The 18,261-nt window shown below is 55.9% G+C and carries 12 protein-coding genes and 1 tRNA gene; 3 read left to right on the forward strand and 10 right to left on the reverse strand.

Annotated elements, in window-relative coordinates; translation table 11 throughout:
- Positions 1–115 precede the first annotated feature (115 nt).
- From AC2FIS_RS07705 to AC2FIS_RS07740, 8 genes are all read right to left on the reverse strand, one after another.
- Positions 116–2,278 (reverse strand): serine/threonine protein kinase, encoded by a 2,163-nt coding sequence (locus AC2FIS_RS07705; RefSeq protein ID WP_496772691.1) that lies wholly within the window; start codon positions 2,276–2,278, stop codon positions 116–118.
- Between the two features lie 338 nt (positions 2,279–2,616).
- The gene (locus AC2FIS_RS07710; protein ID WP_496772693.1) at positions 2,617–3,903 is read right to left on the reverse strand and encodes a dynamin family protein; all 1,287 of its coding nucleotides are present in this window, start codon (positions 3,901–3,903) and stop codon (positions 2,617–2,619) included.
- Positions 3,900–5,942, reverse strand: coding sequence for a dynamin family protein (locus AC2FIS_RS07715; protein ID WP_496772695.1), 2,043 nt, complete (start codon positions 5,940–5,942; stop codon positions 3,900–3,902). Before AC2FIS_RS07715 ends, AC2FIS_RS07710 begins: the two co-directional genes overlap by 4 nt.
- Positions 5,943–6,008: 66 nt before the next feature.
- Positions 6,009–6,869 (reverse strand): hypothetical protein, encoded by an 861-nt coding sequence (locus AC2FIS_RS07720; protein ID WP_496772697.1) that lies wholly within the window; start codon positions 6,867–6,869, stop codon positions 6,009–6,011.
- Positions 6,870–6,892: 23 nt separating this feature from the next.
- Positions 6,893–7,294: a hypothetical protein gene (locus AC2FIS_RS07725; RefSeq protein WP_496772699.1), complete on the reverse strand. Its 402-nt coding sequence runs from the start codon at positions 7,292–7,294 to the stop codon at positions 6,893–6,895.
- A 32-nt stretch (positions 7,295–7,326) separates the two neighbouring features.
- Entirely contained in the window at positions 7,327–9,045 is a 1,719-nt protein-coding gene (locus tag AC2FIS_RS07730; RefSeq protein WP_496772701.1) for a dynamin family protein, read from the reverse strand.
- 8 nt (positions 9,046–9,053) lie between these two features.
- Positions 9,054–11,066 (reverse strand): dynamin family protein, encoded by a 2,013-nt coding sequence (locus AC2FIS_RS07735; RefSeq protein WP_496772703.1) that lies wholly within the window; start codon positions 11,064–11,066, stop codon positions 9,054–9,056.
- A 2-nt stretch (positions 11,067–11,068) separates the two neighbouring features.
- The gene (locus tag AC2FIS_RS07740) at positions 11,069–11,464 is read right to left on the reverse strand and encodes a hypothetical protein (RefSeq protein ID WP_174822482.1); all 396 of its coding nucleotides are present in this window, start codon (positions 11,462–11,464) and stop codon (positions 11,069–11,071) included.
- Positions 11,465–12,252: 788 nt separating this feature from the next.
- Here AC2FIS_RS07740 and AC2FIS_RS07745 point away from each other — a divergent pair.
- Positions 12,253–12,337, forward strand: a tRNA-Leu gene (locus tag AC2FIS_RS07745).
- 578 nt (positions 12,338–12,915) lie between these two features.
- Here AC2FIS_RS07745 and AC2FIS_RS07750 read toward each other — a convergent pair.
- Positions 12,916–14,073: an acyl-CoA dehydrogenase family protein gene (locus AC2FIS_RS07750; protein WP_496772705.1), complete on the reverse strand. Its 1,158-nt coding sequence runs from the start codon at positions 14,071–14,073 to the stop codon at positions 12,916–12,918.
- On the reverse strand, positions 14,070–14,693 hold the full coding sequence (locus tag AC2FIS_RS07755; RefSeq protein WP_496772707.1) for a TetR/AcrR family transcriptional regulator: 624 nt from the start codon (positions 14,691–14,693) through the stop codon (positions 14,070–14,072). The genes AC2FIS_RS07750 and AC2FIS_RS07755 overlap by 4 nt, the downstream gene beginning before the upstream one ends.
- 125 nt (positions 14,694–14,818) lie before the next feature.
- Between AC2FIS_RS07755 and AC2FIS_RS07760 the strand changes: the two genes are divergently transcribed.
- Together AC2FIS_RS07760 and AC2FIS_RS07765 are read left to right on the forward strand one after the other, a co-directional pair.
- On the forward strand, positions 14,819–16,603 hold the full coding sequence (locus AC2FIS_RS07760; RefSeq protein ID WP_496772709.1) for an acyclic terpene utilization AtuA family protein: 1,785 nt from the start codon (positions 14,819–14,821) through the stop codon (positions 16,601–16,603).
- Positions 16,603–18,222 (forward strand): acyl-CoA carboxylase subunit beta, encoded by a 1,620-nt coding sequence (locus AC2FIS_RS07765; RefSeq protein ID WP_496772711.1) that lies wholly within the window; start codon positions 16,603–16,605, stop codon positions 18,220–18,222. The genes AC2FIS_RS07760 and AC2FIS_RS07765 overlap by 1 nt, the downstream gene beginning before the upstream one ends.
- Positions 18,223–18,261 lie beyond the last annotated feature (39 nt).

Consider the following 18,261-nt stretch of genomic DNA (forward strand, 5'->3'; position numbering starts at 1 on the left):
TGTGACAACAAGGTCACTTTCTATTTCCGCGACGGGCCGGTTCCCGTCAGGGGTGCCGAATTTGGCGCTACCCTCAGCAAATACATACTGGCAGATCACATACGAACCGGTCAGATCACTCCTGCGCTAATGGCATGTCAGCATCCGTCTCGACGCCACTGCGCAAAACGCTGAAACGGGCCTGCGGCTGGTTTTCGGAAACGAGTTTGGCCAACAAAGCATCCAGGCTTTCTGATTCCTCAATCTTCGTTCCGGAATTTGCCTCTGAGACCAAGACATCTCCCTTTTGCAAGCTGCCCGCAGTCTCAGGCGGAACTGCGGTTAGAACTGCTTTCCACCCTGCGCCGCCTGTGTTCTGAATTGTAAATACGTATCCGTTTTCCAGACCCAGCACGCGCATCGCGGGCAATGCCAACAATCCGTTCTGAGGGCGGGTTTCACCTAATGTGCGATACCGGGCAGAAACACGGATGTAGCCATCCGGGTCCACTTTCAGATCGTTCAGCACTTGTGCAGCAAAAGTCGAATCTGCCTGCACCGGCTTGCCGTTCAGAGTAAAGATCGTGGCACCACGCTTGACCCATTCACCTACAATTGACGTGTCTAAATCCTGGTCAACGCCGGTTATCGCAATCACGTTGCCTGTCGAAGCCCGGCGGCGTGATGTCTGAAACGGGATGTCTACATCCCAGTGAGAGAATGCAATCTGTTGTTCTGCGAGGTTTACCGGTTCCGCCGGAACAAGCGGCGTCGGCTCGACGGTCGCGACTTCAGCCGTTTCCGTCGCCGCAGCTTCTTCCTGCTCCGTGGCAACCGGGTCTTCTTGCGCCTGCTCGACAGGCTCTGGAGTGGATGCGACCTCGGCCTGCGTGGGCTCTGTTGGTTCTGGTGCCTGCTCCACTTCGGTTGCGGTCACTTGCTCGACCGGTTCCTGCTCGGATGTTTCGACTGTGGCGGTTTCTTCCACGGTTTCTGTCGCTACGGGCGCTTGCGTCGATGCAGTGTCTTCGGCCGGAGTTTCCTCACCAGACATCAGGAAGAACCCGCCTGCCGCCAAAGCGGCGACCACGGCCACACCCGCTACAATTTTGCCTGCACCACTGGATCCGCTTTTGACCACGGTATCCACAGCGACCGGAACTTCATCCTTCGATGTGAACGTGGCGAGCCCGTCGTCGTTCTTGTCTTCATTGCCCAGTGCAATGTCTGTGTTTCCGGCAAGCAATGCGGTGACTACGGCTTCGGCGTTTTCGCTTTCAGCCTTGATCCTGGCTTTCTCTTCTTCTTCGTCTTTCTGGTCCATCGCCACGATCACCGACACCGGCCGATAGTCAAAGCTGTCGAACATCACACTGGGGCCGCGGAACATGCGCAGCCAATCTAATGCGGTCTGCAGGCGATCCGTTGCGTGAACTTCCATCGCCTTGTCAATGGCTTCCAGGAATCCGTCGGCGTAGCCTTCGAAACGCCCGGCCAGCGGTGTGTAGGGGTCCGTCTGACCACTGTTGAACGCGTTCAGGCGGGTCTGACCGTCGATGGGGCGTTCGCCGCTGATGGAGTGATACAGGGTCGCCGCAAGAACATAGAGGTCACTGCTTGGCCCTTGTTCCGCGCCACGCACATAAAACTCATGTGGCGAATACCCATCCTTGATAACCCGCAGGGTCATCAGCGCAGCGGACTGGTGCGCTGCCTGTTCGCGCGCGGCGCCAAAGTCGATCAGCACCGGATCGCCGTTTTCGTCGATCAGGATGTTGTCAGGCGAAATATCGCGGTGCAGCATGCCGCTTTGGTGGATGAAAGACACCGCCGACAGCATTTTTTCGGTGACCTGAACGATAAAGTCCGGACCAGCTTTGTTTTTGGAGTCTTCAACATAGTCCAGCAGATCGCAGCCACGGATAAAATCCATCGCAATGTAAGCGGTCTCGTTGTCTTCGAACACCTGATGAACGTCGACGATATTGGGGTGTACCAAGCGAGCGTGATTGCGTGCTTCGAGGATAAACAAGTCGATGATTGCGCGCAGATCGTCCTTGTAGTCCGGCTCGACCGGTTCAACCATATCGCCGTTACGACGGCAAAGGGCACCGGGATAGCACTCTTTGATCACAACTTCGCGTTCCAGACTGTCCCGCGCAAGATAGGTGATCCCAAATCCGCCATTGCTGATAAAACGCAGGATCTCGTACTGCCCGCGCAACAGCTTGGCGCCTGGTTGAAGACCTTCAATTTTCGGTTCGTCGTGCGTCGCGCCGACGGCCTGGTTGTGGCTCATTTCTTTCCGCCCGTTCTAATCGTTTTGCGGCTTACTTAACTGGGCTTTCAGCCCGCGAACTCACAACCAAACACAACCGCAGGACACTCATGTACGTTAGACGTTTCAAATTTGACTTTATTGGGGCCGCCTGATGGCTTCACTAAGAACCCAGCGCAAAGAAAATCCATATATGGTACCCTTGTCCACACAGAAATCTAAATGGTGATTCTATGGCGGCAAAACTTGCGGACTGAGTGCCTGTTTTTTGCGGATTGGTCACTAAATCCGAAACAATAAACGCGCGATTCTGAGGGCTTCGAATCGCTGCATTGCGGCTCAATTAAAACGGGTAGGCGTCAGGTTCCGGTTTTTGCCTGAACGGAATCGACGCGGCTGCCGGCCCAGGCGAGGTTGTCGCTGAGCTGGGCGAGGATGCTTATCGCGTCGTTCAGTGGCGCGTCACCGCTTTCGAATTGCAGCAGCAAAAGAAGATCAGTGGCCTTTTCAAACTCACCGGGAATCCAGTCAGCTTCGGTGGCAATTTCGCCCCCTTGCTCCAGACGCTCTGCAAAATCTTCGACGATTTCCTGACAGCTGTTCAGGAATGCGGCCGGTTCGATATCCGATGTCTCGCGCAAGTCGTCATAGATGCTGGCAATTGCCGCCAGCCAGTCTTCAAGGATCGGGTTTTCAAGCGGGGGAAGGGCGGATTCCAACGTGGCGTGAATCGAGGGCGCTTCGACCTGCGTTGGTTCAGCTTCTGCGATGTTCAGGGTGGAGAGAAACGGAAGAAACTCTTGCTCGATGTCATTTCGGGCAGCTTCCAAATCCTTCAAACGCCGTTCGGATGCGACTTGCAGGACCTGTTCGGCCAGGTTCTGGCCGCCACAGGTCTCCCACAGATCAAAATCAGGCTCGGGTTCTTGCGCCATGGCCTTGACGGCGACCGGTGTGCCGATCGGCACGACAGACCGAAAGAATTTACCCTTTTCTTTTTCCAACCGGTGCAGAACACGGTCCAGAGCATCCCGAACCGGGGGGAGGTCCGCGTGGGTTACGGCCAGCAAGCTGTTCGAGCGCAACTCTTGCGGAACTTGTGCCCACAGGTGGCGCTCAGTCTCACGCCAGGCATTGGTTCCATTCGTGCACCAGATGGCACAATCGACATAGGACAACAGTTCCAGAGTGGACTTGTAGGTGTCATCCAGTGCGCCGGTTCCCGGCAGATCGAACAATGAGATCTCTTGCAGGGCAGGGGTATTCAACCCGACTGAAATAAAATCAGGACTATCAGCCGCGGCTTTTTCCAGCGCAATGCCGGAATAAACTTTGGGCTCTTTGTCCCACCAGCCAACCGTGGTTTCCGGTGCATCCGCGTATGCCACGATAACTAATGGCAGTTTCAGATGCTGCGGACCCGTCGGCAGAATGTCCGCCCCGGCCAGCATGTTTGCGAGGCTGGATTTCCCGGCCCCAAATTCCCCGGCAAAACCGATATTGACCGCATTCGAAAGCCGTTCGGCATGAAACAAGGCGCGCTCGCGCATCTTGTCCAGACCTGCCTCTGACGGCAGGTTTTCGGTGGCGGTCAGGAAGCGTTCAAGCTTGCGTACTTCCTGTTCGGTTCCGGGAAATTCAATCATTCCGCAGCCTCTGCTAATTTCTTGTCGGCGCTATTGCCGCCGAATACCGCATCCAGATCATCGGCAACACGTTGCGCCTGATCAAATGCTGCCTGTGCTTCTGCACGCACATTGGTTTGGCCGGTTCCGACCCGTTGTTCAAGATGTCCGGCCAACAATGCCAGATAATGGTCAAGAACGGTGTTAAGACGCTCAAGCAGATCGGACCGGGCCGTGTCTACCAGATCGTCCCCGATCATTTCGAATTCCTGAACGATCATCCGCTCGGCCCGAGCGACCACACTTTTACGCGAAATCAGACGGGACAGCCAGCTTACGCGCAATTCTACGGTAATGCCCCGCGTCAGTGCGGTGGTATCCGGGCGGAACCACCGAACCGCGCTGGTGTTCATCCGACTGTCGGTCGGGTCTTGCCAGCCGGGCAGGGCGCGAAGCGCCGCATTGCTGTTCATGTCGACGGCATAAAGTTCGCTCAGCATTCTCTGCCGCACCACTTGTGTTGCACCTTGAACCAGTTCGCGCATGCGATCCCGCAGCGGCGAAAAGTTCAATTCGGTGTCTCCGCCCTTGGCCAACAAGGGGGAATCGCCATTCGGTCCGCGGACAACGGCGGAAACGGCTTCGGATACAGTGTCATCCATGACGCCGCGAAGATTGGCCAACACATCATCCATATCGTCAATAATCTGTGTGGTTTTTTGCGAAACCAGCGCGCGCAGCTCGGCCAATGTTTTGTCGTTTTCGTCGCCGTCGGTCATGTCGGCGGAGTTTTCGTCGTCAATTACGCGCAGATGGGCCTTGGACCGTTCCAGTTCACCTTGCGCAAAACTGTTAAGGTGCTGCCAGGCCATCTTGAGCTGTTCGTCACGGGGCCCTTGGGTCAAGGCGTGCGTAACATGGCGGCGCAGATCGGGCAGACCAGAGGCGATCATTGCGGCAAAGCGCAAAACGCCCTCACGGCTGATTGGGCCGGGACCCTGTTTGATCTCTTCCACACCGTCCAGATATTGCCTCATCTGCTCGGGATGGGCGCGCAGCCAAGCCAGAACGTGATCGTGGTTCACGCCGGTATCGTCACCGGTCAAGGCATAATGGGCCCACTGGGCGCTGCCCATAAGAACATCGATGTCCGAGTTGCCCAGGGCATTTTCCAGACCATCCAAAACGTCCGCCCGGACTTTTCCGGCATCCTCGGCGCCACCGCCCAATTCGTCGACGCGGTTGATGAAGACGACGATTTGCCCCAGTTCCAGCGCCTGCATCAGGCGGAACAGCTTCAGATCCGCCCGCGACAAAGCCTGATGCGCGGACAATACAACAACAAAGAAATCGGATTCCTTGAGGTATTGGCGCGAGATTTCTTCTCGGATCAACAGCGGGTCGTTGACGCCGGGCGTATCCGTGACCGTCAGCGGAAACGGAAAATGGCCAATGTCAAAGTAGACCTCGGCCTTGCGCGTGATGTCACTGTATAGTCCTCGATCCGAACCGGGGTCGTATTCTTCGCTGTCGGTCGGATCGTCACCCGCACAAACATAACGGGCCAGATCGTCCGAGTTCAGATGCTCCAGATCGTGATGCTGACCCAGCAACTGCTCATAGCTGTCGCCCAGTCGCAGTTGGGCGCGGGTTTTCATCGCGTCGACCTGCTCTTCGATCATCTCGCGCTTATAGCTGTCCTCGTCATCGGGGAACATGTTGCGCAGCTCTTCGCCCTCGGCGATCAGCGCCTGCCACTGACGGTTATCGAAGAAATGGAATTCGGCCCCTTGGGTCCGACCCGAGGGGTGACCGAAATGCATGTCGGTGATCACGGTCGTCCACGGATTAACATCCGAGGGCAGGTATTCGGCCTGCCCCGTAAACCCGTTGATAAGGCGGGACTTGCCAGCCTTGATTTGCCCGACAAATGCAATTGACGGTTTCAGATTTGATAGATCGCCTACAATGCGCGAAATAAACTGGCGGGTCTCGTCGTTGCTGACCCCGTTCATGTCTTCGGCGATTCGAATTAACTCACGACGGTTATTTTCACTCATACTGTTACCCTGGGTACTTGCAATCACAGATTGAATTAGTCGAAAAATTGAATATTACGGGCGCTATCATTCGGAACGCTCCGTCAGAGATGTCCACAGATTCACAATGGCACCTAGCTTGCGCGCCTCGTGAACTACTATGGAGAATTCCTTGCCGTCATTCAGGACGGCCAAACCAGAACCTTTACCGCCGGACGGACGCATGACGATCAGTTGCGGATGATCCAGCGCGGCGGCCGCGTCATCATCCCAGCCCGACAGGTCACGTGCAAACTGCGCCAGCAAAGTTTGATCTGCATGGAATGGCTGATCTTCACTACAATCGCCGTCAGACTGAACCATTTCCCCGCCTTCAGCTTTGACCTGGATGCGACCAACAGCCAAACGCTGGCTGCCGAGATAGAACTGGTTGGCCAAATCGCTGGTTGCGTCTGCTGGTTCCACATCATTTGCGGGTTCGGCAGTGTCTGGAACGACCGCTATGACGGGTTCAGCGGGCATTTCGATCATCGTGCAAGCACTAGCGATTTCGCTAAAAGTGATTCCAACATCGTCCGCTTCCAGCGTGGCGTCCGGCCGCAGTGATATCAGGCTGAGCGGTGCAGGCGCGACGGCAATATCGGTTACCAGCTGCGCCAATTGACCCGCCAGCGTATCGCGTTCTTCGGTTTCAAAATCAGGCGCAACGCCGGACCGGACACGAAAGACATCAGTAACCCGAGAGCTGTTGACCTCAATCGCGAGACAATCCCCATTGGCAGCCGTAAACTCCAACCGGCGCGGCAAAACAGTGCCACGGATGGATTGCAATACCTTTTCGCGACGCTCAAGCGCAGTGTCACCAGCAAGCGCGACGGCTGGTTCCAGCCGCGCAACCGATGATCGCCCAATGTCCTCGAGCAAATCGAGTATGTTTGTATCCATCATGCCGTGACCCCCTCTGGTCCCGTCTACACTGCGGCCGCGACGGGCCCCAGACTGAGATGCGATTTTGTCAGTGCCAACCCTACATTCGCGCTGTTGCGACAGATGTAGCAGACCACATGATCCGGATAGGCCTGCGTCCGCAAGAAAATGTTCAACCGATCCTTTGAAAACACCGCGATTTCCCCAAATCCCGGATTTTCCGCATCAGCATTACCCGATTGCCGCAGCAAGGCTTCAAAAGCACTCACACCACCACCCTGAAACAAGTTCGCCACTGCAAGCGCAAGACTGTCCAGCACTTCGGCGTCTTCTTGATCGCGGACACTGGTCCCCAATAACATCCCTGTTTCCATGTCGACATACCCGGCTGCGACGCAGTCGGGTATCGTTTCCATCGCAGATTTCAGTGCGGCTTCGATAGACATCGGGCTTCCCGTCCTTCTACCTTGGTTTCACGTTATAAAACATGCCATTCAGCCCCGCCCTTGTTCCCAGCTTTCGGAAGCGTTGAAACGTCTTTTTTTGTGTCGCGGGCGCCGTGTTCAGCGGCGATCTTGTCGAACTCTTCCAGGAAGGCCACAAAAACCTTTTTCAGGCCTTCCGAGTCTTCGGGAAGATCCTCACCAGCGGTGATCTCGCGCCACATCGCCGATGCGCTGAGTGTTGATCCGGCGTCCGCACTCAGCAATTTCTCAAGGGTTTCAGACTCGGGCCCGGTCTCGGACGTTCCGTTTGACATAGGCACGACCTGTGTTTCGATCAGGCCGTTAGTTTCGGGTTCTAGTTCGAATTCATCCGCCGCACCAGCCGGTTGCTCGGCGAGCAATGCAACGATTGACGACACAGATGTGTCAGCGCGTTGTGCGTCTGCATCGGGGTTTTCGGATACAGCATCTTCAGCTTCGTCAGCCAGCTTATCCTCGATTGACGCCAACAGGTGATCCTTACCATCGGAGGCGGTGTCAGGCTGATTTGCCTCGCCTTCACCCTCGGCTTCCAGTTCCAAGGTTTCTTCTTCGTCGAAATCCTCGTCATCCAGTTCAAGAAACGCGTTTTCTTCCGAAGGGATCTCGGCAACATCGGCCAGATTCAGAGGCTGACTGGGCGTTTCCCGGAAAAAAGAGCGCAATTCGTCTTGATCGGTTTCGGGCGTGGTCTCTTCCGGGATAGCGGTCATTTCAGCCCGCAATCGTTCGGCCTCATCCGCGTCAATGCGGGGTGCGCGTTCAGTGTCGCCTGAGCGTGCCTCGACCCGGGCAGGACGAACCGGAAAGCTCGTAACGACTTCGTCCTGCAGATTTTCGTCCTGAACAGGATTGACCAGCTTTAGCGGGGCAGGCTGCTCTGCGCTCTCGCCGTGTTTGCGTGGGCGGATAGGTTGCACACTGGGCATATGGGCAAGGCTGTTGTCGATCTGGTAACGCGCCAGCATGTCTGCTCGGTTGTCCATGATCTGTTCGGTGATCTCAAGAAAGCTGTCCACCATCTTGCCGCCGCCACTGCGTCCCCACATTTCGGCGTCGCCACTCTTGTCGCGCGCGGTAATAGCATCGCGGGCCGAGAACAAAATCGATCGATTGAACAGATGCCCGGCCTCGCGGTTTACACGGCGCAACACCTTCTGACGGTCCTTCGTGCCCAGTGTATCCGCGCGGGTGACCAACAACAGCGAGTTGTGTTGCAACCGTTCCGGCAGCGCGACCCATGTCGCCCGTTCGGTCTCGCGCCAGGCCTGGGTGGCGTGTGTGCACCACAGCACCCCATTGGCTTGACCCACGGCGCGACGCCAGACATCGGTTGAAATCTTGGGGTCCGAAATGCCGGGCGTGTCTATCAGATCGACCGCCTCGAGAATGTCGGATTCAAGGAAAATACGAACGAATTGAGCGTCATTGACGCCGACGGATTCCAACGCATCTAGCTCGATGTTTTCGCGTTTGCCGTCATGGCGTTGTACATATGCAGATTGCTTGCCCCAGCTGAACCAGACGGGCGGCAACTGCGTGGCAGTCACCTGAGTCGGCAGCGTGTGCGACCGAAGCAGAAAGTTGATCAGCGTCGATTTGCCAGCGCTGAACTCTCCCATAAGCGCAAAGATCGGCTTGCGGCGGGACCACTGCTCAATGCGTTCCCATGCCTTGGGCGAGACGAAACGGGTTTGTGAGTCTTTTGCCATATCGCTACTTATGCTGCCTCGTTACTAAGATCTTTCAGGATGTCGCCCAGAATATCGTCACGCGATTTCTGTGGTGCCAGTCCTGCCATCAGAGCTGCGTTGCGGCTTGGGTCACTCTCGGCCGAAGCCGAAATGCTAAGCAACGTCTCTTTCTGCTCGCGCATGAAATCCGACAGGATCGCGCGAACGTTTTCCAACACGGCTGCAACCTGATTTTCCTCGATGTCCTTGGTGATCGAATTCGCCTCGGACGCGATCAGGCGCGTATAGTCGGCTGCATAGGCTTCGAACCCTTTGCGGCGCTGCCACCAGCGACGCCACCAGGTGCTTTGCAAGTCCAATGCGATTGTTCGTCCAATTCCGAGTGGGGGTGGGACACGCGGAACAATGGGTGCTTCGATACTGAACTCACCCAGGTGGTTGCCCAGTATCTTCTGATACAGCGTCTCAATATCTGCGGCCGCCGTGTTGTACAGCGCACCTGCTTCTTTGCGCATCGACCGCGCAAAGCTGAAATACGCTGCCTTTTGCAAGGTCCGCAGACCCGCCGGGTCATACTGCCACGTGCCTTGTTCGCCGTTCCGCTCAAGGTGGGCGATCAGCGAATCCGTCGCGCGTTTGACAAAGTTGGTTTCTGCCGAATTCAGTCTCTCCAACACCTTCGCACGCAAAGATGCGGTCAGTTCAGCTACTTTCTTTTCGTATTGATCCGAAAGTGTGGCAATAGCTTCCTCTGGCGATACACCATCCAGATCACGCACAAGACCTTCGCCGCCCGAAAGGGTCTTGGCAACGGCCGTGGCGCGGATTTGGCTGGCTATGTTGCGGGCACGGTGGCGAACGCGATCCAGCAAACGGGTGCCTGCGCCTTCGGCGATGCGTTCGTTCATCGCCAACAGCAAATCGGGCAGGCCGGATAGCGCCCAGATTTTGTCGAGTGAGGGTGCCTGATCACCAAAACCGGCAGCCAGATAGAACGTGTTCAACGCCTCGCGGGATTCATCGGACAGAATCTCGGGGTTGCCCGTCAACGCGGCCTCGGCCCACAAGGCGCTGCCAAAGACAACGCTGGTATTGGCATCGATATTGTTCTGCTTGAGCGTGTCCTGAATACGGTCACGGATTTCGGGGACCTGATTGACCGGATCGGCCAATTCGTCAATTCGGTTCACAAACAGGATGATCTGCCGGTTTTCGAACTGCGCGATAATCCGCATCAGCGCCATGTCCATGGTTGTAAGCGCCTGGCTGGCAGCCAGAACAACAACGCAGACCTCAGATCCGCGCAAGCTGCGCAGGGTGATCTGTTCGCGGACCATAAAGGTATCGTTGACACCCGGCGTGTCGCACAGTTTGAGCGCAATCGGGTATTGCGGAATGTCCATATACAGTTCTGCCGACTTCGTCACATCGGCGAACCGCCCGGTCTTGGGGTTGATGTCCGGATCATCTTCGTCACCCAGACAGACATAACGCTGGATCAGCTCTTCGTCGAAGTAATCATATTGATGGCTCTGCCCCAGAATCAGGTCGAAATGCTGGCCCAATCTGGATTCGGATTTAGCCTTCATCTCGCCGATCTGGCGGCGAATGTCATCCATCTCATCATCGGCACCGGCGCGGTTTGCCAGTTCACCCAGACGGCCGCCGCCGACCATCAGGTTGTCCCATTCTTCTTGTTCAAAGAAGGTAAACTTGGCGCGTTTGTCGCCTTCTGTGCGGGTGTTGATGTTCAGCGTGGTCACCACCGATGTCCACGGGTTTACATCCGATGGCAGCAGGGCAGGGCGCCCGGCCAGGATGTTCACAATCGAGGACTTACCAGCCTTGACCTGTCCGACCATCGTAACGCTGGCCGAGAAATTCTCCATCCGCGTCTTGAGCGTGGCAAGACGTGCGGACGAACGTGCATCCGCCACCTCTGTCAATTGATCAATCTGTGCGGTCAGCGAGTTCATCGCTGACGTCATGGGCGTCAGTGCCTCATTGCCAACTGACAAAAGATGGTCGTTGCGCGCCATGTTCAGCCTCCGGTTCCTGTCGCGGCCAACGTGTCTGTTGGCGTGCTGGTCATGGTGTCGATTCGGGCGATCAGATTCAGCGCATTGCCCAGGATAGCGGCTTCGGCGCCCGGCGAAATCGACTCGAAAGTGTGGCAATCCGCCAAAACTTCGATCGAGCTGAAGCGCTCGCTATTTTCAAGGCGGGCAAGACGACGCCCGGTCGGAAAACCCTCGGATTTGGTTTCGGGCAGCGGCATACGCGAGTTTGCAAGCAAGTATCGCCGCCCCGAGCGCGTGCGCAACGACACGCCAAACCCGGTGTTTGGATGGTCGCGGTTCAGGGATTTGAGTTCGCCAAGAAAACTTTCACGCGCAAGACCAACGGCTTCTTGCTCGGCAGCAGCGGAGTTCATCATATTGGTCACGTTTCAGACCCTTGTACTGGAGTTGAGCGAAAAAAACTCGTACAGCGCCCGAAGGCAAAAAAGACTCATTAACTCCTTCTGCCTATAAGCGGCTTTCAAGGCGGTCTTATTTTGACGCGAATAAGATTTTTTGGCGTTTGAATTGTGTCGCAATTGTGTTTGGCGGCAATTATCAACCACAACCTACGGGCGTATTTTCGTCATCAATGTAAACAGCGTCATTGGCCGTTCGCAGTCTTCAGGAGCGGAATCTTAGCAACAATGCGCGCGCGAGAAATTGTTGGTGATGCATCTAGTATATTATTAATAAACTAAAAATTATCCATCTTTCGAAACCAACCCGACACCAAACCTACCCAGAGGACGTCTGCAAAAAATATGTTTGTTGCAGCCGTCTTCGGGTTCTCATCATTGCCGGGTCTTAGATGAGAAGCGCTTTACTCAACGTTAGATAGTTTTCTACTGCTCACCAAAAGGACCCGAATGTTGCCAGATGCAAAACAATGAAATTAATCGAATTTGACCTAAGAATCTATTTTATCTGCTCGGAGAACGCCCAAAATCAGACTGCTTTCCCGCGACGAGCAGCACGACGTGAGAACACCCCGCATCCCGCTTAGCAGCAGCGTCCGGCAGACACCATATGTGCACGGCGGTCAGTTCAGAAGCATATTGCGCCGATGTCATCAATAATCTTGCGCACAACTCAATTTTCCCTCTCGCACTCCGCTGCAAGCTTTGCTATTCACCCCGACATTCCGGCACAGAGTGCTTGGGTTGCGGGTGTGGCGAAATTGGTAGACGCACCAGATTTAGGTTCTGGCGCCGCAAGGCGTGGGGGTTCAAGTCCCTCCACCCGCACCATATCGTTTCAGAGAATTTTCCATTCCGGGTCGCCTTTGCGGTCTTTCAGGCAAACGCCAAAGTTTTATACTGGACAGCCGACTAGATTTTGACACCTGAACAGTCGGGTGCCCTCGCCAAGCGAACGATTAGGTGACTGCATCCATAATGAAAACACCGGTCTTCATGTCTTAGAACGGCGGGTTGCGTGGCCTTCTTTTTGGAACGTGTTGTTAAGATAACAAGTAGTAGGTCGTTGGGGACGTGGCTAAAATGGCCAACGCAACGACAAGCCAAACCAACACACAAGCCCAGTAGGTCCCCGGATTTTCGGCGCGGGTTACCCGTTCCCACAAGTAAGTCGAACCAAATGCCAAGTCTCTGATAGCCCATATCAACAAGCCAAGCCCCACATAGAACCAAATATCCATAATTCCCTCGCGTGATGAGTTTGGCGCAACTTAGATTGTCATAAATGATTGCGCAATTGTGAATTGATCATTTACGGGCAATTGCCGGGCAAAGAATTTGTCTAAGGCTGGCCTGTCGGCAACCTCTTCGCGTTCGTAGCACGCGCATGCGGACCCACAACGTCGCCGCTATTGCCCTACCAATCCCATCTGGCGCACGGCCAGATCGCGCATGATCTCTTCGGATCCGCCGCCAATTGCCATTATTTTGATTTCGCGCCAGACACGCTCGACAGGGTTACCCAGCATGTACGCGGCACCGCCAAAGATCTGCATCGCCTCGGAAGCAACAAATTGCAGCGACGTCGTGGCCTGAACTTTGGCCTTGGCAATTTCGGCGACAGGCATCAGGCCCTGCTCGATCGCCCAGCAGATCCGCTCGATATATGCCTCATTCATATCAATCCGGGCGGACATTTCTGCAAATTTGTGGCCAATGACCTGATGTTCGACCAGTCGCTTGCCGAATGTCTCGCGTTCCCGTGCCCAGTCCAGCGCACTGTCGTAGCATAGTTTCATCATACCCAGCGAAGCAGATGTCAGGCCAAGCCGTTCAAAGTTGAAATTGTTCATGATTGCGATGAAGCCCCTGTTCTCAGGCCCCAACTGCGCAGTAGAATCCAGTTCGCAATCATCGAAATGCAGTGTCGCTTGCTGTGAACTGTGCCAGCCCATCTTGCCACCCAACGGTGTGCGGCTGAACCCGGGCGCGTCATGAGGGACCAAGAACAACGAAATGCCGGTCAATCCGGGGCCGCCAGTGCGGGCACCAACCACAAACCATTCGGCATCCATCCCCCCGGTGATATAGGTCTTTCCCCCGGTCAGTATCCATTTGCCGCCTTTGCGCTCGGCCCTTGTTTGAATATTGGCAACGTCCGACCCTGCGCCCGGTTCGGTGATCCCAAGTGCTGACATCATGCGCCCCGAGATGATCTCGGGCAGCACTTTCTGTTTGAACTCCTCGGAAGCGAATTTCGCAATTGGGCTAATTGAAATCGTGCGTCCCCCTACAGCGGCTCCGATACCGGATGCCCCACAGCCAAACAGGATTTCGCTGTAGTCATGACGCATGAAGGCGTTGTCGAAACCCAGACCGCCGTATTCCTCATCAATCCCGAACCCAAATACTCCAAACTCAGCGATTGCTGCATGCAGTTCCCATGGAACGCTGCGATCCGCCTCCCATTGCTCAATATGTGGTTTGATTTCGGCATCGACAAATCGCTGGAAATTCCCGCGGAAAGCTTCGCGTTCCGGGGTCATGAAAGGGGATGGCAGGGTCATTTGACCTCCTCGATGTCATTTTCGGGCAATACCTGAAGCTGGCTTTCCATCATGCGGGCAAAGCGATCCATCATCTGCGTAAGGTATTCTGGCGACGAAACGAATTTCTCATGCAACAACAAACCACGCAGGAAGTTCCGGGCGATACTCCACAACAATTCAGTGTCGTCACGGTTGCCTGTTGCGCTGACATACCGGGCTGAGATCAGGCTCAGGTTCGATTTGTCCCAATCTCTCAGGCTCTGTTCAAGCATGCCGAACAGTTCCGGATCGGTTCGGCATGCAACCAGAATCTCGACTATGGCGCGTCCGCCTGCGGAATTTACGATATTGGCCCAGGCAGACATAATCAGATCATAGACGGGCTGAGGCGCACGATCATGTGGCCAGAGCGGGTTTTGCGCATTGCCCAACAGTCGCATCGCGGTAGCTGCGACCAGGGCCTGTTTCGTGGGGAAGTGATGCGTAATTGCCCCGCGTGAGATGCCCGCCTTGGCCTGTACCTTGGCAAAAGTAGTCTCGGCATACCCAAGCTGATCCAGACAGGTGACCGTCGCATTGCAGATTTTGGCCTGCATATCCCGGGACCTTTGATCCTGGACTGAGGGTTTCTTTGGCATCGTATCCGTCATCTTCCGTCGCGTCGCAGTGGCAAATCTTCGTTGACCAAGGTGGTCAGCAGATCATAAAAACAGAACAGTCGGTCTGTAAACTGCAGATCGCGCCCAAGCGGGAGAGACGTGGCGTGACACATTCTCTGCGGATCGGAGGAGCAAGTGGTTTTTGGGGGGATGCCCCTCATTCGACACAGCAATTGCTGCGTGCCCCAAAGATTGACTTTCTGGTCTACGACTACCTGGCCGAAATCACCATGTCGATCATGGCCCGCGCCGGCCTTAAAGACCCCCAAAAGGGATATGCGGTGGATTTTGTCTCTGACGTTATGGCCAACAATTTAACCCAGATCGCAGAGCAGGGGGTCAAGGTGTTGTCAAATGCAGGTGGGGTCAACCCGAAGGCATGCGCGGATGCACTTCGGAGCAAGTCATCTGAATTGGGATTGAATTTGAAAGTTGCAGTGGTCGAAGGTGACGACCTGTTGCCACGAGTGGCCGAGTTCGTCGACCGGACCGAGATGTTTTCCGGGGCACCGATGCCGCCGACCGAAAAGATCGCCTCTGTGAATGCTTATATTGGGGCAGGGCCGATATTGGCGGCACTGCACGCCGGGGCTGACATCGTCATCACAGGCCGCTGCGTCGACAGTGCGCTGACGTTGGCGGCGTGCATGTATCATTTTGGGTGGCAGCCCGAAGACCACGACTTAATGGCTGCCGGGTCGCTTGCGGGGCATCTGCTGGAATGTGGCCCCCAAGCCACTGGCGGGAATTTCACGGATTGGGAAATGGCAGGCGACATCGCCAAGATCGGCTATCCGATTGTCGAGGTAAGCGCCAATGGCGGGTTGGTCTTGACGAAGCCGGAGGGCACAGCTGGATGTGTGACCCCGGCTTCCGTCTGCGAGCAGATGCTGTATGAAATCGGCGACCCGCAGGCTTATATACTGCCTGACGTGATTTGCGACTTTTCCGATGTCAGGATTAAGCAAGCCGGGCCAGACTATGTAACCGTCTCGGGCGCAAAAGGCCGCGCGCCGACCGGGCAGCTCAAAGTGTCCGGCACCTGGGCGGATGGCTATCGTGCGGGCATGACGTTTCTGATCAACGGACGCGAGGCACGACCAAAGGCGGATGCTTTTGCCCAAGCGGGGCTGAAACGCGCGCGCGCTGTCCTGCACCGGATCGGCGCCCCTGACTATCGCGAGGTGTCGTTTGAAACCTACGGAGGTCGGCCCGGCGACGGCGAATACGAAGAGATCTCGTTCAAGGCAGCCGTGAAACACGACGACCTTCGTGCGGTTGGTGTATTCCTGCGTGAGATGACCGGGTGCGCACTGGCCGCACCGCCGGGGTTACACATCTTTACCGGAGGAGGGCGTCCAAAACCCTCGCCAGTCGTTGCTCTGTTTTCCTTCTTGGTGCCAAACGACACGCTGACCTATTGCGTAACGATGGATGGGGACAATATCGCATACATTCCGCCGAAAACGTCCCCACAAGACCCGGAACCTGTCCCGGCAAATGCCCCAGAAATAGCCGATGAAAAAGTGACCGAGTGGATCACATGGCCTTTGGAAGATTTGGCCTGGGCAAGATCTGGGGACAAAGGCGACACCGCAAACATTGGGGTCGTTGCACGTCATGCTACCTTTTTGCCCTACATTTGGGCGGCGCTGACCGAAGCGACGCTGGCAGATGTTTTTTCTAATTTCTTATCTGGCAGGGTCGAGCGGTTCTATCTTCCAGGAACGCATTCCATGAACATTCTGCTGCACAATGCGCTAGGTGGCGGTGGTGTCGCCTCGCTACGCAACGACGCGCAAGGCAAGAGTTATGCCCAGATATTGCTGGCCACACCGATCAGGATTCCTGCAGAGTTATCCTCATATCCCGAGCGAGGAGAAAACTGATGGGTTTTGTCAGTAAAGTCGTCCGCGATTCTGACAGCTTTGCCAAGAACCGAGCCGATATGCTGGCTCTTGTCGACGAGATGCGCGCGCTTGAAGCGCGTCCTGTCGCTCTGTCAGAGAAACGGCGCGAACGGATGGAGGCCCGGGGGCAGATCACACCCCGTGACCGTTTGGCCCAACTGTTGGATCCCGGAATGCCTTTTTTGCAACTGCACGGGTTGGCGGGCTACTGCGTCGATACAGGCGATCCCGAGCAATCGGTTCCGGGCGCGTCATTGGTCATCGGCATCGGCTTCATCTCGGGCGTGCGCTGCATGATCATCGTCGACGATGCAGGGATCAAGGCCGGCGCGATGGTCGAGATGTCAGCTGCGGCCTTCCTGAGCGCGCAAGACATGGCTTTGAAACAGAACCTGCCTTTTGTGCATCTTGTCGAAAGCGCCGGTGCAAACTTGATGGAATACAAGGTCGAATTCTGGGCCAATGGCGGCAAACTGTTCCGAAATCTGGCCCGCCATTCGGCCGCAGGGCTGCCCAACATCGCAGTGCTGCACGGCCCGTCAACCGCCGGTGGAGCCTATATGCCCGGCCTTGCAGACTATGTCGTTGGCGTGAAGAACAACGGCATGGCCGCCTTGGCCGGAGCTGCTTTGGTTCATGCGGCGACGGGCGAAAAGGCCAATGACCGTGATCTGGGCGGGTCTGCGATGCACGCCACCACATCCGGGCTGGTCGACTATCTGGCCGAGGATGATGCGCACGGTATCGAAATGGCGCGGAACGTGATGGCCCGGCTGGATTGGAACAAATCCTTGCCTGTGTGTCGCAGCAAAGAAGTGCAGCCACCGAATTGTGATGTGGATGAGATCGCAGGCATTGTTCCAACCGATTACCGTGTCCCCTATGACGTCCGCGAGGTCGTGGCCCGCATAGTAGACGGCTCGGACTTTGAGGATTTCAAACCCGACTATGGCTCGGCGACTGTCTGTTTGCAGGCCGCAATCAATGGTATCGCAGTGGGTATTCTTGGCAACAACGGGCCACTGGACCCTGCAGGCGCAAACAAAGCCGCGCAATTTATTCAGTTATGTGGTCAGGCCGATATTCCCCTTATTTTTCTAAATAATATCACAGGGTTCATGGTCGGCACCCAATATGAACAAAGCGGAATGATCAAACATGGGGCCAAGATGATCCAGGCCGTTACGTCAGTCGATGTGCCCAAGATTACACTCTATGTCGGGGCAAGTTTCGGGGCTGGCAATTACGGGATGTGCGGCTACGCCTATGACCCGGACTTCCTGTTCGCCTGGCCCAATGCGGCAACGGGCGTGATGGGCGGCGAGCAAGCCGCCGGGACGATGGAACTGGTTGCGCGCGCAGGGCTTAAACGCAAAGGGATCGACCCCGACGAAGCCAAACTGGCAGCGCAGAAGGCAGCGATCACAGCGCATTTCACACGACAGGAGAATGCGTTTTATACCTCGGGCCGGTGTATTGATCATGGCGTCATCGACCCCCGCGATACGCGACGTGTGCTGGGTTTTTGCCTTGAAACCTGCCTTGAGGGGCGCGCGCGAACGGTCAAACCCAGTTCGTACGGGGTGCACAGGTTCTGACCATGCTGCATTACTCACCAAATCCACATCCAAGACAGA

The organism is Ruegeria sp. CDSB113, from assembly GCF_059611045.1.

Bases quoted from the DNA above. Each gene is read 5' to 3' on its own strand.
- AC2FIS_RS07705 (WP_496772691.1), bottom strand. From the start codon at position 2,278: ATGAGCCACAACCAGGCCGTCGGCGCGACGCACGACGAACCGAAAATT.
- AC2FIS_RS07710 (WP_496772693.1), bottom strand. From the start codon at position 3,903: ATGATTGAATTTCCCGGAACCGAACAGGAAGTACGCAAGCTTGAACGC.
- AC2FIS_RS07715 (WP_496772695.1), bottom strand. From the start codon at position 5,942: ATGAGTGAAAATAACCGTCGTGAGTTAATTCGAATCGCCGAAGACATG.
- AC2FIS_RS07720 (WP_496772697.1), bottom strand. From the start codon at position 6,869: ATGATGGATACAAACATACTCGATTTGCTCGAGGACATTGGGCGATCA.
- AC2FIS_RS07725 (WP_496772699.1), bottom strand. From the start codon at position 7,294: ATGTCTATCGAAGCCGCACTGAAATCTGCGATGGAAACGATACCCGAC.
- AC2FIS_RS07730 (WP_496772701.1), bottom strand. From the start codon at position 9,045: ATGGCAAAAGACTCACAAACCCGTTTCGTCTCGCCCAAGGCATGGGAA.
- AC2FIS_RS07735 (WP_496772703.1), bottom strand. From the start codon at position 11,066: ATGGCGCGCAACGACCATCTTTTGTCAGTTGGCAATGAGGCACTGACG.
- AC2FIS_RS07740 (WP_174822482.1), bottom strand. From the start codon at position 11,464: ATGATGAACTCCGCTGCTGCCGAGCAAGAAGCCGTTGGTCTTGCGCGT.
- AC2FIS_RS07750 (WP_496772705.1), bottom strand. From the start codon at position 14,073: ATGACCCTGCCATCCCCTTTCATGACCCCGGAACGCGAAGCTTTCCGC.
- AC2FIS_RS07755 (WP_496772707.1), bottom strand. From the start codon at position 14,693: ATGCCAAAGAAACCCTCAGTCCAGGATCAAAGGTCCCGGGATATGCAG.
- AC2FIS_RS07765 (WP_496772711.1), top strand. From the start codon at position 16,603: ATGGGTTTTGTCAGTAAAGTCGTCCGCGATTCTGACAGCTTTGCCAAG.